General features: G+C 37.7%; 16 protein-coding genes. 8 read left to right on the forward strand and 8 right to left on the reverse strand.

The window, feature by feature from the left end; translation table 11 throughout:
* Positions 1-17: 17 nt before the first annotated feature.
* The 8 genes from bshC to rimP form a co-directional block, all read right to left on the reverse strand.
* Positions 18-1,604, reverse strand: a complete 1,587-nt coding sequence (gene bshC / locus LC419_RS19540) for a bacillithiol biosynthesis cysteine-adding enzyme BshC (RefSeq protein ID WP_223608914.1) — start codon at positions 1,602-1,604, stop codon at positions 18-20.
* 13 nt (positions 1,605-1,617) lie between these two features.
* The gene (locus LC419_RS19545; protein WP_223608915.1) at positions 1,618-3,555 is read right to left on the reverse strand and encodes a putative porin; all 1,938 of its coding nucleotides are present in this window, start codon (positions 3,553-3,555) and stop codon (positions 1,618-1,620) included.
* Between the two features lie 126 nt (positions 3,556-3,681).
* A complete protein-coding gene (locus LC419_RS19550) occupies positions 3,682-4,359 on the reverse strand; it encodes a hypothetical protein (RefSeq protein WP_223608916.1) in 678 nt (225 codons plus the stop codon).
* 64 nt (positions 4,360-4,423) lie between these two features.
* A complete protein-coding gene (locus LC419_RS19555; RefSeq protein ID WP_223608917.1) occupies positions 4,424-5,851 on the reverse strand; it encodes a RagB/SusD family nutrient uptake outer membrane protein in 1,428 nt (475 codons plus the stop codon).
* A 10-nt stretch (positions 5,852-5,861) separates the two neighbouring features.
* A complete protein-coding gene (locus LC419_RS19560) occupies positions 5,862-8,702 on the reverse strand; it encodes a SusC/RagA family TonB-linked outer membrane protein (RefSeq protein WP_223608918.1) in 2,841 nt (946 codons plus the stop codon).
* A 660-nt stretch (positions 8,703-9,362) separates the two neighbouring features.
* A complete protein-coding gene (infB, locus tag LC419_RS19565) occupies positions 9,363-12,332 on the reverse strand; it encodes a translation initiation factor IF-2 (protein ID WP_223608919.1) in 2,970 nt (989 codons plus the stop codon).
* Positions 12,333-12,410: 78 nt separating this feature from the next.
* Positions 12,411-13,646: a transcription termination factor NusA gene (nusA, locus tag LC419_RS19570; protein WP_223608920.1), complete on the reverse strand. Its 1,236-nt coding sequence runs from the start codon at positions 13,644-13,646 to the stop codon at positions 12,411-12,413.
* 15 nt (positions 13,647-13,661) lie between these two features.
* Entirely contained in the window at positions 13,662-14,129 is a 468-nt protein-coding gene (rimP, locus tag LC419_RS19575) for a ribosome assembly cofactor RimP (RefSeq protein WP_223608921.1), read from the reverse strand.
* Positions 14,130-14,585: 456 nt separating this feature from the next.
* Between rimP and LC419_RS19580 the strand changes: the two genes are divergently transcribed.
* The 8 genes from LC419_RS19580 to LC419_RS19615 all read left to right on the forward strand — a co-directional run bounded on the left by LC419_RS19580 (position 14,586) and on the right by LC419_RS19615 (position 20,720).
* Positions 14,586-15,902, forward strand: a complete 1,317-nt coding sequence (locus LC419_RS19580) for a UDP-glucose/GDP-mannose dehydrogenase family protein (RefSeq protein WP_223608922.1) — start codon at positions 14,586-14,588, stop codon at positions 15,900-15,902.
* The gene (rfbB, locus tag LC419_RS19585; RefSeq protein WP_223608923.1) at positions 15,903-16,982 is read left to right on the forward strand and encodes a dTDP-glucose 4,6-dehydratase; all 1,080 of its coding nucleotides are present in this window, start codon (positions 15,903-15,905) and stop codon (positions 16,980-16,982) included. It abuts the gene before it with no gap.
* Positions 16,975-17,442, forward strand: a complete 468-nt coding sequence (locus LC419_RS19590; protein ID WP_223608924.1) for a hypothetical protein — start codon at positions 16,975-16,977, stop codon at positions 17,440-17,442. The genes rfbB and LC419_RS19590 overlap by 8 nt, the downstream gene beginning before the upstream one ends.
* A 3-nt stretch (positions 17,443-17,445) precedes the next feature.
* Positions 17,446-18,309, forward strand: a complete 864-nt coding sequence (gene rfbA, locus LC419_RS19595; RefSeq protein WP_034723931.1) for a glucose-1-phosphate thymidylyltransferase RfbA — start codon at positions 17,446-17,448, stop codon at positions 18,307-18,309.
* 202 nt (positions 18,310-18,511) lie between these two features.
* The gene (locus LC419_RS19600; protein ID WP_223608925.1) at positions 18,512-18,925 is read left to right on the forward strand and encodes an FdtA/QdtA family cupin domain-containing protein; all 414 of its coding nucleotides are present in this window, start codon (positions 18,512-18,514) and stop codon (positions 18,923-18,925) included.
* A 53-nt stretch (positions 18,926-18,978) separates the two neighbouring features.
* On the forward strand, positions 18,979-19,506 hold the full coding sequence (locus LC419_RS19605) for a GNAT family N-acetyltransferase (RefSeq protein ID WP_034723934.1): 528 nt from the start codon (positions 18,979-18,981) through the stop codon (positions 19,504-19,506).
* Between the two features lie 4 nt (positions 19,507-19,510).
* Positions 19,511-19,741 (forward strand): acyl carrier protein, encoded by a 231-nt coding sequence (locus LC419_RS19610; RefSeq protein ID WP_223608926.1) that lies wholly within the window; start codon positions 19,511-19,513, stop codon positions 19,739-19,741.
* Positions 19,742-19,751: 10 nt separating this feature from the next.
* Entirely contained in the window at positions 19,752-20,720 is a 969-nt protein-coding gene (locus LC419_RS19615; RefSeq protein ID WP_223608927.1) for a ketoacyl-ACP synthase III, read from the forward strand.
* The last annotated feature ends 21 nt before the right edge of the window (positions 20,721-20,741 follow it).

The raw sequence follows: 20,741 nt of genomic DNA on the forward strand, positions 1-20,741 counted from the left end.
AAAATACTTCTTTAAAATTAAATGGCAACAATTATTAATTTGGATTCTTGAACCACCATTTCTTCCCAACAATTTTCAAGCCATGAATAGCCATAGTCCGAAAAGAATACACTGAAATTATAGACTCTTTCCTGCCAGGTTTTGGAAGGGTGAACATCTAAAAACAGCTTTTCCAGTCTTTCGAGCAATTCGCCCTGTTTTATTTTTTCGGCATGCAGCAGACGCTTTTTCATTCTTTTAAATGATTTAAGCTGCCTTACTTCTTCTGCTTTCACCATATTCCCGAAAGAAAGCTCTGTAGTTTCGGCTATATTTTTCAGTTCGGAGAAGCCATTCTCCAATAGTATTTCCTTTTCTTCAAGCAACGCTAATACGCTGCTGTCTTTTAAAAGTTTCCGGTTGGTAATGGCCGTAAAGTTTCCAAAAAAGTCTTCAATACTCAGATCCATCTTTTCAATTTTCCCTACCGTTTTTTCTTTAATGAAAAGCATAGAGTTTCTCGGAATCAAAACAGGGAACGGAATATTGACTGCAGTAAAATAATCTTTAAGCTCCAGCCAGTACATGATTTCCGCGTTTCCGCCGATATACGCTAAGTTGGGAAGTACTTTTTCCTGATACACCGGACGCATTAAGGCATTTGGACTGAATCTTTCCGGATGATTTTCAAGCTCCTGAAGGATTTCTTCCTGCGTAAAGCTTTTGTCTGTATCTACTGCACTATATTTTTCACCGTCAAAGTCGATTCGGTCTCTGGTTTCCGAAAGGTAGAAAAGATTGATATCCCTTGGATTCACCTGAACTTTCCCATATTTCTTTGTCAGAAAATCCACTTTTTCTTTTGAATTTTTCTGTAAACTAAAATGCAGCAATTCGTCTCTGAAAATATCTTTGAGCTGGTTTTTGAGTTCTTTGGAATCGCCATCCATGATGATCAGACCAAATTCAGAGAAAAGCCTGTTCACTAAGGTTTTGATAGCCTGTGTTAATGTATTCCCTACTTTATAGGCTTCCTTCATCATCAGAATCAGCTCTGTCCCGAATACGGAATCTTTAAATTCTTTTTCAAATTCTGAGATGAAAAAGGTATCACTGATCGTAATTCTTCCTACGGGGCCTCCCGACTTTTCATTGATCTCATAATAATTGTTCTCCGTCTTAAAATGATTGATCTCTACAAAATCATGATCTTCCGACGCCATCCAGTATACCGGAACGAAATTGAAATCAGGAAAATTCTCATTCAGGTAGGTACAGCTCTTAATGGTCTGTAAAATTTTATAGACAAAAAAGACCGGTCCGGAGAACAGGTTTAGCTGATGGCCGGTAGTTATTGTAAAGGTATTGGGTTGTCTTAGGTTTTCCAGGTTTTCTTTCTGCTTTGAGGAAAGCCTAAGTTCTGAAAGTTGTTTTTCCAGCACATCAGACAGAATCTGTCTCTGATCCGGTGTAAAGGAATTCTGTTTGAGATGGATCTGATCTTTAAAGTGATCTAAAGAAAAGGTATTGTTTTCAAAGCCCTCAATCTTTTGGTTCAGAAAATCTTTTACCAGCTGAGGAATGCTTTCTATATCGTTAAATGATATCTTATTTATTGTTTTCAACTTTGTTTGGCTTTTAGTTGAACAAATACCACACGATCCCGATGTTTAATCTAAAATCATAAACCGGATAATGTGGAAATGCATATGCTTTATTATTGGAAATAAACGTTCCTATCTGTTGTCCTTCTACGTAGAAGAACATTTTTTTCACCTTCATATTGATATAAAGATCGGCAATAGGCTGTCCTCCGATAGAGAATGAATCTGCGCGAGGCAAAATATATTCGTTGAGAATCGGGAAGTAATCTCTTGATGCAAATTTTGAGAAATAATAAACTTTCAGACCCATCTGAAGCTCTGCCGCATCTTTAAAGGCTTTGCTCTGGAAGAAGAAATTAGCTCTTCCGATGAAACTTGGCATGGGAAGAAGTTCTTTATTAGTCAATGCATTCTGGAAATGAAGTCTTGTATTAAGATGGAATTTCCCGAAACTGAATGTGGCATCACCTCCAATCTGAGAAATATTCAGCGAGCTGCTGCTCTGTTGCGGCGCTCCCTCTGCATTGAAATACGTGTAGTTGTCTATTCTGAAATAATTGGCAAAAATTTCGGTTTTGAACCATTTTAGATTAACACTTCCCCCAATTTCCGTTACCGTCTGGTTTTTGGCATTTTCCAGATAATAGTTGTACTTATTGTAAACAGAAGTATTTAAAAGGTAATTAAATGAAGGATATGCACTCTGGAAATTCACTTTCGCGTTTACGAAATAATCTTTTATCGGCTCAAACTTAACGTTGTTGGTTGTTCTCAGATAACTTCCGAACTGGCTTCCATTTGAAAATTCCAAAAATGATTTCAGCTGAAACTTATCCCAAAGTTTAACCTGTAAGTTTCCAACGGCTCCGATTCTGTTTTCTTTAAGTTCACCCGGAAGCGCTGTTCCGTTTACCGCAGCAAGATCTCTCACTCCAAATTTAATCATCTGATAACGTACTCCACCATCAAGCTTGAATTTTTCATTGTTAAAAACCAAACTTACTGTATTGCTGAAGTTGTCTGAATATTTTTTTGTGGTCAAAGGGAAACCATTCGTCAGTTCCGAAACATTATCGTACCAGTACGCTTCAACAGCTCCCTGATTGTAAAAATATTTATTTCCCTGATGAGACAGGGTATGTCTGATGCTGAAAGGAAATTTCTCTGCATTGAACGGTGTAAACTGATGACTCAGATAATATCTTCTGTAGGAATACTGAGAACTTGATGACGCCAGATTAACCTGAGCATTCTGTCTATTCTTATAGTTGCTGTCCCCATTTTGGAACAGATCATCTTCCGTGATCCCTCCACTTTCCTGGTTATTGACATTCTGGTGTAGATAATGGGCAAACAATTCATAGTTCCCACTCTTGGATACATAATGTCCTGAAAACAAAGTATTGTTATTGGACGCTAATGAATTTCTGTAAAATCCCTGAGAACGCAGTCCCATATAATTAAGGGCAAAATTAAATCTTTTCCCGATATTCTGCGTGTAAGTAGAGTTCAAAGCGGCTCCGTTTTTCATCGCGGTATGATAGATGAAAGTGGCTGTAGGTGTTTTTACGTCGTAGTATTTCACATCATCGGCACCGATGATCATGTACGATTTATTGGAAGGCAATAGAGACAGGTTCTGCTCCGGATTGACTTCATATACCAAAGGATTGAATCCTGCTCCTATATTGGCAACCTGAGCTTTCCCGAAGTTGTCTGTATTATTATATTGTGAATAGATATGCGTCTTGTCAAAAGTCATTACAGTATCAAAAATCTTCTTTTCAGAAAACTGGGTCTGATACAGGTAATCATTAATGGTGGGTTTAAAAATTTTCAGGGAATCTTTTTTCCCGTTGTCTACAACAAGGGTGTCTTCTTCTTTCTGCGGACTCTTGATATCTGTTTTATTAACAACTTGAGCCTTCGAGACAAAACCGAAGAAGATTATGATAAAAAGGATGTACTTCATGCGTTTATTTATATGTTCAAAAGAAATATTGCACCCGTAGGCTTCATTGTTCATTTTGTACAGCAAAAATAAGAAATAAAAGGAAACAAAAACCCCTGCGAACTGCAGGGGTTTATATTATGATGTTTACTTGTTTATAAATTCTACCAGTTTTATCATATCCGGTTCTTTGTTGAAATTGATTTTATTGGATTTCACAAAGGTTTCCAGCTCTTTTTTATCTACTGAAAAAATTTCTGATGCTTCTGATACGTTCTTTGGAAATTTGGAGAATTTCTTATCTTTTGCTACAAGATAGAGGTCTTTATCCCTTTCATAATAGTCGTTGGCGTCCTGTGTAAAGCCATTGTTACTTTTGGTTCCTGTCATCAGTTCTATTTTTTCTCTTTTATACAGAGAAAATTTTGGATTGTCTACGAGCAATACCAGATACCCTGACTTGGTTCTGCTGTCATACGAATAGTTAATAGATTCATATGTTTTTTTCAGTGACGGAAAGCTGACTTTAAGTCCTTCTGTTTTATTAGCGTTATACAATTCGTCACCTATCTTGAATTCCATTTCATCGCGGTAAGCATTGTATCGGAGATCCTGTACATTTTTACTGTAATCTTTTATAACTACTTTTTCAAATTTATCTCCATTCACATATGGAGAACCATCAATTTTGTGATCTTCTTTACGAACTCTTCCGGGTTTACTGTAGAAACCGTCTGGTGTAGTCACCACATTAAGAATATCTGTTTCCTGAGAAAAAAGGCTCTGTGCTACGAGCATTCCAGTAATAAAAAGTATTTTTTTCATATTAATATTGGTCTTAAGATTAAAAAAGCCGCTCTAGAGCGGCTTTTTTATTATTTATTTATTATTAAGCACCAAACCCAGGGTTAGGCGTTACCAATGTTCCAGGAACGTTAATTTCGCTTCTAGGAATAGGGAATGTTAATAATGGGTTTCCTACATTTCTTACAGTACCAGCAGCACCGCTAGAGCTTCTTTGAATAACCGGTTGATTTCTTCTCAGTAAATCCCAATATCCAAATCCTTCTCCTACAAGTTCTTTTTGTCTTTCTGTGTAAACATCGTTTAATGTAAGTGTCACTGCAGGTGCTAAAGCTCCCGTAGCTTTTCCACGTTTAGCCTGAATCATATTGTAATAAGTCAATGCAGTTGCAGCAGTTCCTCCTGCCTGAAGTTCAGCTTCAGCACCGTTTAACAATACCTCTTCGAATCTCACAATACGAATGTTGTCAAAACTGTTTACATATTTACCATTAAGAACGTTCGCTGTTGAAATAACCGAACCTCTCACATCATCCGGAATATAAGAAAGTCTTAAAGCCGGAACAACTTTCATATTTCCATATCCTTTTGGAGCAAGGTTTAACTTGTTAGAAGTAGATGTTGTTCCAAGATCGTTAGTAGCCCCTACTGCAATTTCAAAAATTGAGTTAACTGAAGAATCCGGCTTTGAGAAACTTCCGGAGAAATCAGATGCACCAATTACAGAATACTTACCTGATGCTACCAAATCAGCAACTAAAGTTCTCACTTTTGCATAATCCCCTTTGTAAAGATAATATCTGGACATTAAAGCCTTCACTCCATACTGGTTAATTTCTGTTCTGGTTAAGTGTATATTAGCTGTCGGAGTTCCCATTAAGGAAAGTGCCTTATCAAAATCAGCTTCGATCTGAGCTCTAGTTTCAGCTACTGTAGAACGGGCTTGTTTAGCTTCCGGGTTGTAAACTGTAGGAATAACTACTCCTGTAGTCCCTCCAGAATATTCCTGTCCAAACATTCTCAATAAGTCAAATAAAGCTAAAGCTCTTGAAGCATAAGACTGTCCTTTTAAGTAATTCGCTCTTGCCTGAATCACAGCAGGATCCTGAGATTGCTTCCAAGTTAATTGTCCTGAAGGCACGTTATTAATTACAATATTAGCCTTTGCAATCACTTTATACATTTCCGCGTACGGTCCAGAAGAATATTGATCCGCTGCTGTCATAGAATAGGAAGCGACTGTTTGGTAATAACCTGCACCATTAGCAAAGTCAGAGTACATATTATTACTTCTCAATTCTCCGATCATTGTGAAATCACATCCATAATAAGAGGCATTTCTCATTGACAAATACTGTCCTTTAACAAAAGCATCTAATTCTTCAATGGTGTTTAATGGTGACTGTTGAACCTGCTGAAAGAATTCAGTTTCAATGAAGTCATCACTACATGACGTTAATGTTACAGCTGATAAAGCTGCTAACATTCCATATTTTAAAATATATTTTTTCATTTTTTACTAATTAAAATTGAATATTAAACCCTAGTGAATAAGTTTTTTGAACCGGCAAGTTAAGGTTATTGGTTGAGTTCAAGTTGTTTTCAGGGTCAAACTTAAGGTTCTTATCATAACGGTGCGTCAGGATATTGTTCCCTTGAGCATATACTTCGAAACCTTGAAGTCCTGTTCCTTTTAACATCTTAGCATCAAATTTATATCCAACTCTAACGTTGCTTAGTCTTAAATAATCTGTTTTCGCCAAGAACCTTGTTGAAGTTCTGTTTGAGTTCGTTGCGTTATTATATATCGGTTTTGGATTAGCAGCGTTTGGATTCTGAGGAGTCCAGAAATCAAGCGCGTCTGTAGAACCAGGATAAGAATAAGTATACTGACCATCAGACTGAGTATAAGATCCCCAATCGTTTAGTACTTTACCACCAAATCCGAATGTTCCTAAAGCAGATAGAGTAAAGTTTTTGTAAGCTACATTAAGGTTCACCCCTCCAAATACGTTTGAATAAGATCTTCCTTGTACGGCAAGTGCTGCATCTGCATATTTGTTGGTAGTTTCACCATCCATACCGTTTTTATACCATAATGGATCTCCGTTCGTAGGATCTACTCCTGCCCATTTTCTGATATAGAAAGTACCGATTCCTTCACCTTCTCTAAGAATAGTAGCACCTGTAATCACGTCCTGACCACCATATAATGATGTAATTTCGTTTTTCAGAGTACTTAAGTTACCACCAATACTAAGGCTTAAGTCCTCCTGTCTGATGATCTCATAGTTCACAGTAAACTCAAATCCTTTGTTGACCAATGATCCTACGTTGATGTCTTTGTATGGATATGTTGGAGTCGTTTCAGCAGGTAATCCCTGAGATAACTGTAAAGGTACACTGAATACTAAGTCTTCAGTCTTCTTGTTATAATATTCTGCCGTAACGGTAAGTCTATTTTTAAAGAAGCCCATATCAAGACCGAAACTCAAAGGTTTTACAGTCTCCCATCTTAGATCCGGATTGTAAACATATCTCGGTGCAGCAGCAGGTTGGTCATTATAGTTTCCTGTATATTGGTATAAAGAATAAGGAATACTTGTAATAGTGTTACCTACTTTACCATAAGATCCTCTGAATTTAAATTGAGAAATTTTGTCCCAGTCTTTAACGAACTGAAGTCTTGCCAAATCAACTCCGGCACCAATTGAATAGAAAGTTCCCCATTTCTGTCCTGGTACAAAGTTCGACAATGCATCTCTTCTTACAGAAGCGTCAATTAAGATCAACTTATCATAGTCATAGTTCAATACAGCAGCATAACCGTTTCTTGAACTTACAGATCTATCTCCGGTTGCATAGATTGGCTTAATGAAGTTACTTAATGTTTCAAGGGTTGGAGAACCTACGTTCACTCCCTGTCCTGCAACAGCTCTGTAATTTCTTTGGTAAGCTTCCTGGATAGCTGAGATATTGAATCTGTTTTTGTCTCCTAACTTAAAGTTATAGTTAACAATGTTCTGTAAGTTCCAGTTGAAGTATCTTGCAGTAGTTTCAGTTTTTCTACCATTTACCTGATATCCGTCACCATGAACAGGGTTGTAATAGGTATCATTTTCGATGTTGTTGAATTCAGCTCCGAAAACTACTCTGTATGACAAGTTCTTTAAGATCTGATATTCTCCATATAAGTTACCGAATACTCTTGCCGTAGAAGCTCTGAAGTAGTTATTATCCTGTACATAACCAGAGTTGAATAAGTTGTTACTTAATCTTCCGCTGTTTCCTAGATAATAAGTTCCGTCCGGATTGTAAGCCTGATCTGTAGGTCTTGCAAACAATTCAAATAAGATTGGGTTTGCAAATCCACCTCCGTTTGGAAGGGTATTGATTCTACTGTATGAAAGCTGAACATCTGTACCAAACTTGAATTTATCTGTAGCTTTAACATCTACTTTTGTAGTAAAACCTAAACGTTTGAAATCAGATCCTTTCAATTCACTTTCCTGAAGGAAATAATTAGCAGAATTGTAAAAAGTAACTTTATCATTTCCACCGCTGATAGATGCATTTACCGAATTCTGATATCCGCTTCTGCTCGTTACATCTCTCCAGTTTGTATCATTGGTAGTGGTAAATATCTGCTTTGGTGCAGCTCCGTATAAACCAGCTATCATATCTGCATAAACCCCCTCAGGAGTTGTTGTAGGATCTGCATTAGCAAAAGCATAAGATAATATATGTCTATACTGCTCTGTATTTAAGCCTTTCATTCCTTCAATAGCACGGGAGTTTGTCCCTGACTCGAAGTTTAATGAAATCTTTGGTTTACCTTTTTTTCCTGATTTTGTGGTAATAACAATTACCCCAGCACCTGCATCCGCTCCATATACTGCTGTTGAAGCAGCATCCTTAAGAACTGTTACACTTTCAATATCATCACTGTTAAGGTTGGCAAGGATGTTAGCAGTAGTAGCCCCACTTGTTAAATCCCCACTCTGTACTCTAATACCGTCAACCACATAAATAGGGTTTACACCACCATTTACAGAAGTGATACCTCTTACACGAACTGATGCAAAACCTCCAGGCTGCCCGGAAGCATTACCTGTCTGAACACCAGAAACCCTACCCTGAAGCATTTTATCAACTGACGCTACAGGAACATCCTTGATTGCGTCACTCTTCATTGTACCTACAGATCCGGTTAATTCCTGCACTGTCTTCTTTTGTCCGAATCCAACCATTACTACTTCTTCAATCTCTGTAGTAGCTGTGTCTTTTTTCGTCTTTTGCGCAAAAGCAACTTGTCCTAAGAAGAACAATGCTCCAGCACTTAATACACGTAGTTTAACATTCATATTAACAAATTTTAATATATTTAATTCGCAAATATGTTAATAAATATTAACATCCACAAGTATTGTGCTTCTGTAAGCAGAATGTTTTTTTTATATATTGTTTTTAACGATTCCGTGAAATAATAAAGATTAAACAATAATATCCAGCTTTATTTGTATAAATATTTTTTTTTCACTATAGTTATTTTTTTTAACAAATTATTATCACTATATAGAATATTATTTAGAATCAATATAAATTAAATTAAAATGTTTTTTAACATTAAATTGATACTATAAAAAAGTGGTTTTCATGTATTTATCACTAATATGTCATTATTCTAATTTCTTCTGCACAATTGGTTTTCTCTGATCTTATTCCTGATATCTGCCTTCAATATAAGTATAGATCATTTAGATTTACTCCATCATCGGGTTTGTTTCGGAAAACATTTATTATACGTGATTTCTTTCAGAAAACCCTGCGTTATTTCAGTTTAGGCATTTTGCTTATAAGGCTCTCATATTTTAACATTTAAGTTGCAGAAAATAATAACTTATTATTGTCTCAAATTATCAAAATCAAAAACAAGATATAGTATTGATAAAAATTAAATAAATGACAAAATAAAAAAACCACCTTCCTAAGAAAGTGGTTTTGTATTTATCATTAAAAAACTGTTATTTCAGTTTCTTCTTAACGGCTACTTGTTCATAAACCTCAAGAATATCTCCGACTTCAATATCGTTGTATCCTTTCAGGTTCAGACCACATTCGTAACCTTTTGTTACTTCTCTTACGTCATCTTTGAAACGCTTCAAGCTTTCAAGCTCTCCGTCGAATTTCACAATACCGTCTCTCAGTACTCTTACTTTCGAGCTTCTCGTTACTTTCCCCGAAAGAACCATACAACCTGCAATAGTTCCTACTTTAGAGATTTTGAATACTTCTCTGATCTCCACGTTACCCATTACCTGTTCTTTGATCTCAGGGGAAAGCATACCTTCCATGGCTTCTTTCACCTCATCAATTGCAGCATAAATTACGGAGTACGTTCTGATCTCGATTTCTTCTTTATCTGCTAATTCTTTAGCATTGGCACCCGCTCTTACGTTAAACCCGATGATAATAGCATCAGAAGCAGTTGCTAAGTTAACGTCAGATTCAGTGATCTGTCCAACACCTTTATGAAGGATGTTTACATTGATCTCTGCTGTAGACAATCTCTGTAACTGATCAGATAATGCTTCTACGGAACCATCCACGTCACCTTTAAGGATGATATTCAATTCCTTGAATTCTCCTAATGCAATTCTTCTTCCAAGCTCTTCAAGCGTAGTATGCTTCTTAGTTCTGATAGAAAGTTCTCTCTGTAACTGCTCTCTCTTGTTGGCAATGGTTTTAGCCTCACTTTCATCTGCATATACTTTGAACTTATCACCTGCTGTAGGTGCTCCATCTAAACCTAGAATCGTAACAGGAATTGACGGGCCAGCTTCTTTAAGATTTCTTCCTCTTTCATCAAGCATTGCTTTTACCTTACCGTGGTTTTTACCAGCAACTACATAGTCTCCTACTCTTAAAGTACCTGTCTGAACCAACATGGTAGCCACATATCCTCTTCCTTTATCTAATGAAGCTTCAATCACAACTCCTTGAGCGGCTCTATCCGGATTAGCTTTAAGATCAAGCATTTCTGCCTGAAGCAATACTTTTTCCAATAGAACATCCATGTTGTTACCAAACTTCGCAGATATCTCCTGCGCCTGAACGTTTCCACCCCATTCTTCTACCAGGATATTCATCCCGGAAAGTTGTTGACGGATATTATCAGGATTAGCACTTGGTCTGTCCACTTTGTTTAATGCAATGATCATTGGTACTCCTGCAGCCTGTGCGTGAGAAATTGCTTCTCTCGTTTGTGGCATTACATCATCATCCGCTGCAATTACAATAATAGCGATATCGGTGATCTGAGCACCTCTGGCTCTCATCGCGGTAAACGCTTCGTGCCCCGGTGTATCTAAGAATGTAATTCTCTGTCCGTTTTCTAATTTTACATTGTATGCTCCAATGTGCTGCGTAATACCTCCTGATTCACCAGCGATAACGTTGGTCTTTCTGATGTAGTCAAGTAGGGACGTCTTACCGTGGTCAACGTGACCCATTACAGTTACAATTGGTGCTCTGGAAGAAAGATCTTCCTCTGTATCCATATCTTCTTCAGACTCGACTTCTTCTAAATCAGCATCTGAGAATTCAATTTTAAAACCAAACTCATCGGCAACCAATAATAAGGTATCGGCTTCAAGTCTTTGGTTCATTGTTACCATTACTCCAAGGGAGAAACAAGCAGAAATAACTTCTGTAGGAGAAACGTTCATTAAACTTGCCAATTCACCTACTGTGATGAATTCAGTTACTTTTAATGTTCTATCCTGAGCGTCGATCTCCTGCTGACGTTCGTCCTGTTCTCTACGGTATGTTCTCTTGTCTTTTCTGTGTTTAGCAGATTTAGATTTACCTCCTTTGTTGGTCAATTTCTCAAGAGTTTCCTTGATCTGGTTTTTAACCTGCTCGTCAGTAAGCTCAACAGGCATGGTTCTTTGCCCTGGTCTGTTGTTGTTTCCACCACCTGGACCTTTCTTGAATCCGCCTCCCTGACCTGGTGGACGATTTCCCTGGTTATTTCCAAAACGGTTTCCTCCCGGACCTCCTTGTCCTGGTGGACGGTTTCCTCCTGGGCCACCTTGTCCTGGTGGACGGTTACCTCCCGGGCCTCCCTGACCTTGAGGACGGTTACCCTGACCTCCCTGGTTATTGTTATTATTTCCTGAGTTTTGATTATTCCCCTGGCCTTGTTGATTTGGACCTCCCGGTTTTTCAATTCTCTTTCTTTTCTTTTTAGCGCCTGAACCAGGTTTTGGTGCAAATTGCGTTAAGTCTATCTTTTCACCTACGATCTTAGGACCATCAAGTTTCTGATAAACGGTTTCTATTTTCTGAGGTTCCTGAGATTCAGGCTCAGCTGGTTTTTGAGGCTCTGCTTTCTTTTCAGCAGCAGGCTCTGGCTGCTTTGGAGTTTCTTTCACAGGTTCTGCCGGTTTTTCCTCTTCTTTTTTCTCCTCCATTTTGGGTTTATCTTTTTTTACAGGTCTATTTCTGGATTCTATTTGGGACAGATCAATTTTATCCAGAACTTTGAATTCCTGCTTTTCAGGAGCAGCTTTTACTTCCGGTTCAGCCACAACTTCTTCTTTCTTCTCTTCTACCGGTGCTGCCACAGGTACAGGTGCTGCTACGGGTACAACAGGCACTTCTTCCACTTCCGGGGCTTTAGGTTCAAGATCTATTTTACCTAAAATCTTAGTTTCTGGTTTGTTTGCTTTAGCTCTTATTACTTCAGGGGTTTTCTTTTCCTCAATTTCCAGTTTTTCTTCCGGAACTTTCGTGATCACCACCTCATGGGAAGCCTTTCTTTGTTCACCGTCTTTGGCAAACTCAGCCTCCAATGCAGAATATGCCGCTTCTTCTAATTGAGCGTTAGGATTGTTTTCAACTTCGAAATCCTTTGACTGTAAAAATTCTACTAATCTGGACATCGAAATGTTGAATTCCTTAACCGCTTTATTTAATCTTATTTTTGGCATCTATATTATTTACTATTTTTTTAATTCTTAAAATTAAAGTATTTCTTTTTTACTGTTTATTAAAATTTATTTAAAATCTTAATCTTCAAATTCTTCTTTTAGAATACGTTTTACATCTTCAATAGTTTCCTCTTCAAGATCAACCATATTTAAAAGACTTTCTGTATCCTTATCCAGTACTGATTTCGCAGTAGTAAGACCTACTTTCTTAAATTCATCCAAAATCCACTGCTCGATATCGTCATTGAATTCTCTCAAATCAACATCGTCATCCTCGCTAGCTTCTCTATATACATCAATTTCATATCCTGTCAGCCAAGAAGCCAGTCTGATATTCTGACCTTGCTTTCCGATTACTTTAGAAATCTCTTCAACCGGCGTATAAACTAAAGCATAGTTTGCATCCTCGTTGATGTCAATTTTGTTGATGGTAACATTTCCTAAAGCTCTCTTTACCAAAATTTCAGCGTTTTTAGACCACTGAATAACATCGATGTTTTCATTTCTCAACTCTCTTACCACTCCGTGAATTCTTGATCCCTTCACACCCACACAGGCTCCTACAGGATCTATTCTGTCATCGTAAGCATCTACTGCAATCTTCGCCTTCTCACCAGGAATTCTTACTACTTTTTTAAGCATAATCGTTCCGTCCTGGATTTCAGGAATTTCCAGCTCTAATAACTTCTCTAAGAATTTAGGTGCAGTTCTGGAAATAATAATCTGTGGTTTTGAACCTTTAAAATCTACTGTTTCAACAATAGCTCTGATATTTTCGCCCTTTTTAAAGAAATCGGACGGGATCTGGTTTTCTTTTGGCAGGATGAATTCATTTCCTTCATCATCCAATAGAATTACATGTTTGTGACGGATGTGGTGAATTTCTCCAATTACAATCTCCCCGATCTTGTCTCTGAACTGTTCATAAAGCATCGCATTGTTATGCTCCTGAAGTTTTGTAGCCAGGATTTGCTTTAAAGTAAGGATATTTCTTCTTCCCAATTGGGCCACCGGAATTTCCATGGTAAAATCTTCACCCACTTCAAAAGTAGGGTCAATTTTTTTAGCTTCAGAAAGTTCGATTTCCAGATCATCATCTTCAGACATCTCGTCCTCTACAATCGTTTTATTTAAAAATATCTGAAAATCTCCTTTATCAGGGTTCACAATTACATCAAAATGATCATCTGAATCAAATCTTTTTCTCAAAAGGGTCTTCAGTGAATCTTCAATAATTGCCATAAGATCAATCTTACTGATCCCTTTTTCGTCTTTAAAATCACCAAAGGATTCAATCAACGCTATATTATCCATCTATTCTTTTTTCTTTTAAAATTTAATTACTACTAACGCCTTTTTTATCTCAGAGTAAGGAATTTCTTTTTCCTCCTCCACATCCACTTTCCCTTTTCCGACCTCTTTCGGTTTCCGGTAGCGTAAAATAAGTGTGATCTTCTCATCGTCTACTTTGGCCAGCTCACCTTCTATTTTGGTAGAATCATTCAGCAATACTTCCAGCTCTCTTCCAAAATTTTTCTTGAACTGTCTTGGAGCCGAAAGTGGCTCGCTCAGTCCTGCAGACATTACCTGAAGGCTGAAGTCATGCTCTTCACGGTCCATATTAAACTCTATCGCACGGCTTGCATCAAGGCAGTCCTGAAGAGTCACCCCATTATCACCATCCAAGATTACCGTGATGTCATCTCCTGCAGAAAATTTAAGATCCACAAGAAACAAATCCTCTCTGGTACCCAGGAATTCGTTTAATAATTCTTCAATTCTTTTTCTAAACTCCATACATTAAATATCTTGATTTACCAGTACGAAAAAAGGCTTTCTTCCGAAGCCTTCCCATTTTTCCTGTAAATCCAGTGCAAATATACGCATTTTTTCTAAAAAAGCAAAATCTACTTAATTATCAAGTAAATACCTTAGGATTTTCATTAAGGTTACGGGATACAGGTTTGAGAGTTGGAGAGTCAGAGAGTTTTGAGTGTAGAAGAGCTTAAGGATTTGATTGTTCTCAAATACTCATGTTATTCTCAGTTTGAATCTTTGCTCAGCCTTAGTGTAAAATCTAATGTCTAAATCTTTATTCTTTGTTCTTTATTCTTACCTCCGTCATTCCCCATTCACTTGCGAAACAAAATTGACCATTCACCTTTTTCAGTCTCAAACTCAGGTTAAAGTAAATTAAACAAGCAGGTGAAAGTATTTTTATTATTTTTGTCTTGAAATTTAAAAACAGACATTTTGAATATAACAATTGTAGGAACGGGTTATGTAGGGCTGGTTACAGGTACTACCCTGGCAGAACTTGGCAATTCAGTATACTGTGTTGACATTGATGAAAAAAAAGTAGAAGGTATGAAAAACGGCGTAGTTCCCATCTATGAGCCGAACCTTGAAGAGATGTTTTTAAGAAACATTCAATCCGAGAGATTATTTTTCACCACGAATCTTAAAGGAGCTTTAGACACAAGCGAAGTGATTTATCTGGCATTGCCCACCCCTCCCGGTGAAGACGGCTCTGCAGATCTTTCGTATGTGATTCAGGTTGCCAACCATATTGGAGAAATGATGACTGAGTATAAGGTCATTGTCAACAAAAGTACTGTTCCCGTAGGTACCGCTGATAAAGTAAGAGAAGTGATTGCTTCTAAAACAGACATTCCTTTCGATGTAGTTTCCAACCCTGAATTCTTAAGAGAAGGTTTTGCTGTGGAAGATTCCATGAATCCTTCAAGAGTGGTGGTAGGCGCCAGTTCCGAAAAAGCAAAAAGCATTATGGCTAAAATTTATCAGCCATTTACCAATACCGGAATCCCCATCATCTTTATGGATGAGAAATCATCGGAGCTTACGAAGTATGCAGCCAATTCATTCCTTGCCGTAAAAATTACGTTTATGAATGAGATCGCCAATTACTGTGAAAAAGTAGGTGCAGATGTAGACAAAGTAAGACTTGGAATGGGTAGTGATGACAGAATCGGGCACAGGTTTCTATTCCCGGGTATCGGGTATGGTGGAAGCTGTTTCCCGAAAGATGTAAAAGCGCTCATCAAATCAGGAATTCAGGAAGATTTCAATTTCCAGATCCTTGAAGCGACAGAAAAAGTCAATACCACTCAGAAAGTCATTCTGGTTTCAGAAATCGAAAAATACTTCGGAGGAGACATCAAAGGAAAAAAGATTGCGATGTGGGGACTTGCTTTTAAAGCCAACACGGACGATATTCGTGAAGCATCATCTTTGGACAACATCGCCCTGTTATTAGAGAAAGGCGCAGAAATTGCTGCATACGATGCGGTAGCAGAAAGTAATGTAAAGAAACTTCTCGGTGACAAAATACAGTATGCAAAAGGCATGTATGATGCCCTTGAAGATGCAGACGCTTTATTCATTGCAACAGAGTGGCCTGAGTTTAAAAATCCTAATTTTGAACTGATGGCTAAGAAAATGAAGAACAAAGTCATTTTTGACGGAAGAAATATGTATCCACTGGAAATTCCTGAACAGAATGGATTCCATTATAAGAGTATAGGTAGAAAGACCATAGAAAATAAATAGATGAAAAATATAATTATTACCGGGGGAGCCGGATTCATAGGCTCGCATGTCGTTAGAGAATTCGTGAAAAACAATCCGGATACTACGATCATTAATCTTGACGCCCTTACTTACGCAGGCAATCTGGAAAACCTGAAGGACATTGAAAATGAGCCTAATTATGTTTTCGAAAAAGCAGACATTACAAAACCTGAAGAACTGAGAAAGATCTTCGAAAAATATAATCCTGATGCCATCGTGCATCTGGCCGCAGAAAGCCATGTGGACAGAAGTATAACGGATCCGATGGCCTTCATCAATACCAACGTCAACGGAACGGCCAATCTTCTTAATTTATGTAAAGAATTCTGGACCCTGAATCCTGACCATACCCACGGAAGGTTCCCGGACGAAAAAAGAACTCATTTGTTCTATCATGTTTCAACAGATGAGGTTTACGGAAGTCTTGGCGAGACAGGATTCTTCCTGGAAACAACTGCTTACGATCCGCAATCTCCGTATTCCGCTTCAAAAGCAGCTTCTGACCATTTGGTGAGAGCATACGGAAATACGTACGGAATGCCATTCATCGTATCCAACTGTTCGAACAACTACGGTCCAAATCATTTCCCTGAGAAGCTGATTCCTCTTTGTATTTCAAATATCATCAACGAAAGACCATTACCAATTTACGGTGACGGAAAATATACCAGAGACTGGCTATATGTAATAGACCACGCCAGAGCCATTCACCAGATATTCAATGAGGCTAAAACCGGAGAAACATACAATATCGGAGGTTTCAATGAGTGGCAGAATATTGATCTTGTGAAAGAACTGATCAAACAGATGGATGCTAAACTGGGTAAACCGGAAGGCTATTCTGAAAAACTGATCACCTTCGTAAAAGACAGACCGGGACACGATAAACGTTATGCTATCGATGCTGACAAGCTGAATAAAAACTTAGGCTGGAAACCATCTGTCACTTTCGAGGAAGGTTTAGGCAAAACCATCGACTGGTACCTTGAGAACAAAGAATGGCTTGAGAATGTCACCAGTGGAGACTACCAGAAGTATTACGAAAAACAGTATGATTAAGACTATCATGAAGCCAATTATCCTACTGCTTTCCATTGTGATTTCTTCTCTGGCAGGAGCTCAGACCCTTCTTCCGCCTCCGGCTATGGCCAATGTAGCACAAAAAAATCTGATCGACGAATTTATAGAAGTTTCACATTACAAGGAAGCACTGATCAATTATGCCAAAGAATACATTGAACTTAAAATGTTTGATTATAATGTAGATCCTCCTAAGGAACTACTGACTAAAGATCAGGCCAGAAGTATCATTAAGAATTTTGATTTTGACGGCTTTAAAGTTTCAATGTACAGTTCATTTTCTTTAATCCCCGAAGAAAACCTAAAAGAACTGATTAAATTTCATAAGACTATCGGAGGCAGCTTATCCAGAGGAAATTCTGCTCTTTTAATGACTCCGACTATTGATCTGAATATCAAAAACCAAATAGATTACGCCATAGAAAACATAAAAAAATAACCGATGAAAGGAATTATATTGGCCGGAGGATCCGGAACCAGACTTTACCCTCTTACCATTGCCGTAAGCAAGCAGCTGATGCCTGTTTATGACAAACCGATGATCTACTACCCTCTTTCGACACTGCTTCTGGCAGGAATCAAGGACATTCTGATCATCACAACCCCTCACGACCAGCCTGGATTTATCAAGCTTTTAGGCGACGGTTCACAAATCGGATGTAACATTGAGTATGTGGTACAGCCAAGCCCGGACGGACTGGCACAGGCCTTTATTTTAGGAGATGCCTTTATTGGCAGTGATCCGGTTGCATTAGTCTTAGGAGATAATATTTTCTATGGCTCCGAAATGGGTACCTTACTTAAAAACAAAACCAATCCCGACGGAGGAGTTGTTTTTGCCTATCACGTTTCTGATCCGGAAAGATATGGTGTGGTAGAATTTGATGATGATTTCAAAGCCGTTTCCATTGAAGAGAAACCTTTAAAACCGAAATCCAATTATGCAGTTCCCGGACTGTATTTTTATGACAATGAAGTCGTTAATATTGCCAAAAACATTCAGCCTTCTGCAAGAGGAGAACTTGAAATTACGGATGTCAACAATGTTTATTTAAGCAAAGGAAAACTTGAAGTTGGCGTTCTGGACAGAGGAACAGCATGGCTTGATACCGGAACTTTCGATTCTCTGAATGACGCTTCTGAATTTGTAAGCGTTATTGAAAAAAGACAGGGCTTCAAAATAGGATGTATTGAGGAAATCGCATTCAGAAATAAATTCATCAACGAAGAGAAACTTCTTGAGACCGCGGAAAAATATGGTAAAAGTGGTTATGGGGAATACCTGAAGCAGCTGGTGAAAAAATAATCATAGATTCATGTAAATGATATAACTATTGGCTTTAGCGCCGATAGTTTTTTAATTTAAAGCCATATGTTAATTTTTCTCAACATGAAATATATATGGGCGGTCGATTTTTATTGGCAGATACATAATAATGACAGCCTTTTTTCCGATAGTAATTTTATAATTAACTTTGAAGACTTTAAAGAACTATTTAGAAACATTAATGGAATACAATAAACCACAAATCATCACATTCGATAAGATAGGATCATCGCAACTGGGTTATATCACCATAGCGGAAACCCAGAAAAATGTTCCTTTTGAGATACAGCGTGTCTACTGGACTTACTACACTCCTCATGATGTAACAAGAGGCGGACATGCCCACAAAGAACTGCAGCAGGTGATATTTGCTGTTTCAGGAACCATTGTCTTTAATACGGAAGATAAGGATGGGAATAAAGAAACGTTCACCCTGGATCATCCTACACAAGGTTTATATATTCCCAAACTGGTATGGAGAGACATTCAGTTTTCCCACAATGCAGTACTGCTTTGCCTGGCTTCTGAAATATATGATGAGGAAGACTATTTCAGAGATTTTGAAAGTTTTAAAGAAGCAATCGATAAAAAATAAATTTTCACCATTGAATTTTCTTTGGATGAATGTATTAATATAAATAACAAAAGATGATAATTGAATACAAAGGAATTAAACTGAGATTTGTTGAGACTGATGATGCTTCATTTATAGTATCGATCAGAAATAATGAAAAAAAGTCCAGGTTTATTTCAAAGACTTCTCCAGATGTAGACGCTCAAAAGCAATGGATACAAAGCTATAAAGAACGTGAACAGCAGCAGAAGGAATATTATTTTATTGCCTTTGATGAAAATAATGAAGACTTTGCGACGTACAGAGTTTACAAAATAGATTCCGGCCTTCCTGAAATAGGAAGCTGGGTTTCCAAACCGGAGTATTCAAACGTTAAAAACTCAGTAAAAGTGGATATGGCCGTGAAAGATTTCGTGCTGAACGAATTGAATTTCGATACCATTCAGTTTGAAGTAAGAAAGCAGAATACATCCGTCAACAGCTATCACAAAATGTTTAAGCCTGAGCTCATCAGAAGCGATGAGGAAAACAATTATTACCTATTAACAAAAGACACCTTTAATTCGGTACTTCCGGATATTCTCAAAAAATTTAAAATATAAGCTTATGTCAATCAATGAATTTATCAAAAATTTTCAGTCTCAACTTGAAAACACAGATACCGTAATAGAGCCAGAAACTGCATATAGCCAGGAAAGCTACTGGGATTCGCTTACCGCTATGGTGATCAAAGTAATGATCGAAGATGAGTACGGACTGGATATCGAGCCTGAGCAGATTACTTCGTTCAAAGATATCAACGAACTTTATTCTTTTATTGTTGAGAAAAAACAGTAAATATTAAACAATGGCTTTTATAAAACATATTTCAACCTATATTCCTGAGAAGGTCATTTCCAATGAGGAGATTTCAAAGAAGTTTCCGGATTGGGAAAGTGATAAGATCCTTGAAAAAATAGGAATCAGAAACAGGAACATTACCGGAGAAGATGAGTTTACATCAGATATTGCTGTAAAAGCACTCCATAAACTCGTTGAAGAATACCAGATAGACAAATCTACGATAGATTATCTGATTGTCTGTACCCAGAGTCCTGATTATTTTCTTCCTGCAACGGCCTGCCTCGTTCAGGCGCAAGCCGGTTTAAATACCAGTTGCGGAGCTATAGATATCAATCAGGGATGTTCTGGCTATATTTATGGATTATCTCTGGCCAATGCCCTTATTGATTCCAAGATGATGAAGAATGTCGTTTTGATCACTGCAGAAACGTACTCAAAACACATTCATGAAGATGACAAAGGAAATATCAGCCTTTTCGGAGATGCTGCAGCGGCAACATTAATTTCTGAAGACGGCGATTTTGAAATCCTGAAGTTTTCTGTAGGTACAGACGGAGAAGGTGCCAAAAACCTGATCGTTAAAAACGGTGCGGTAAGAAACAAGAAAACAGACGACACACAGGACAAAGACAATTACCTTCACATGAACGGTCCGAAAATTTTTGATTTCACCTCAAAAGCCATTCCAGGACTTGTAGAAGAAAACCTGAAAATAAACGGCTTTGAAAAAAGTGACATTGACACTTACATTTTTCACCAGGCCAACACCTTCATGCTCGATTTCTTAAGAAAAAGAATCAATATCCCACAGGAAAATTTCGTTATCGATATGTTAGACTATGGGAATACCGTATCATCTACCATTCCTATTGCCTTTAAAAATTCATTTGCAACAAGAGATTCCAAAAATGTGATGCTTGTTGGCTTTGGTGTAGGCTATTCCTGGGGAGCAGTCTGTTTAAGAAAAAAATAATTGAGCGCTTAAAATAATAGT

Origin of the sequence: Chryseobacterium sp. OSA05B, from assembly GCF_019970065.1 — a bacterium.
GTDB lineage: Bacteria > Bacteroidota > Bacteroidia > Flavobacteriales > Weeksellaceae > Chryseobacterium.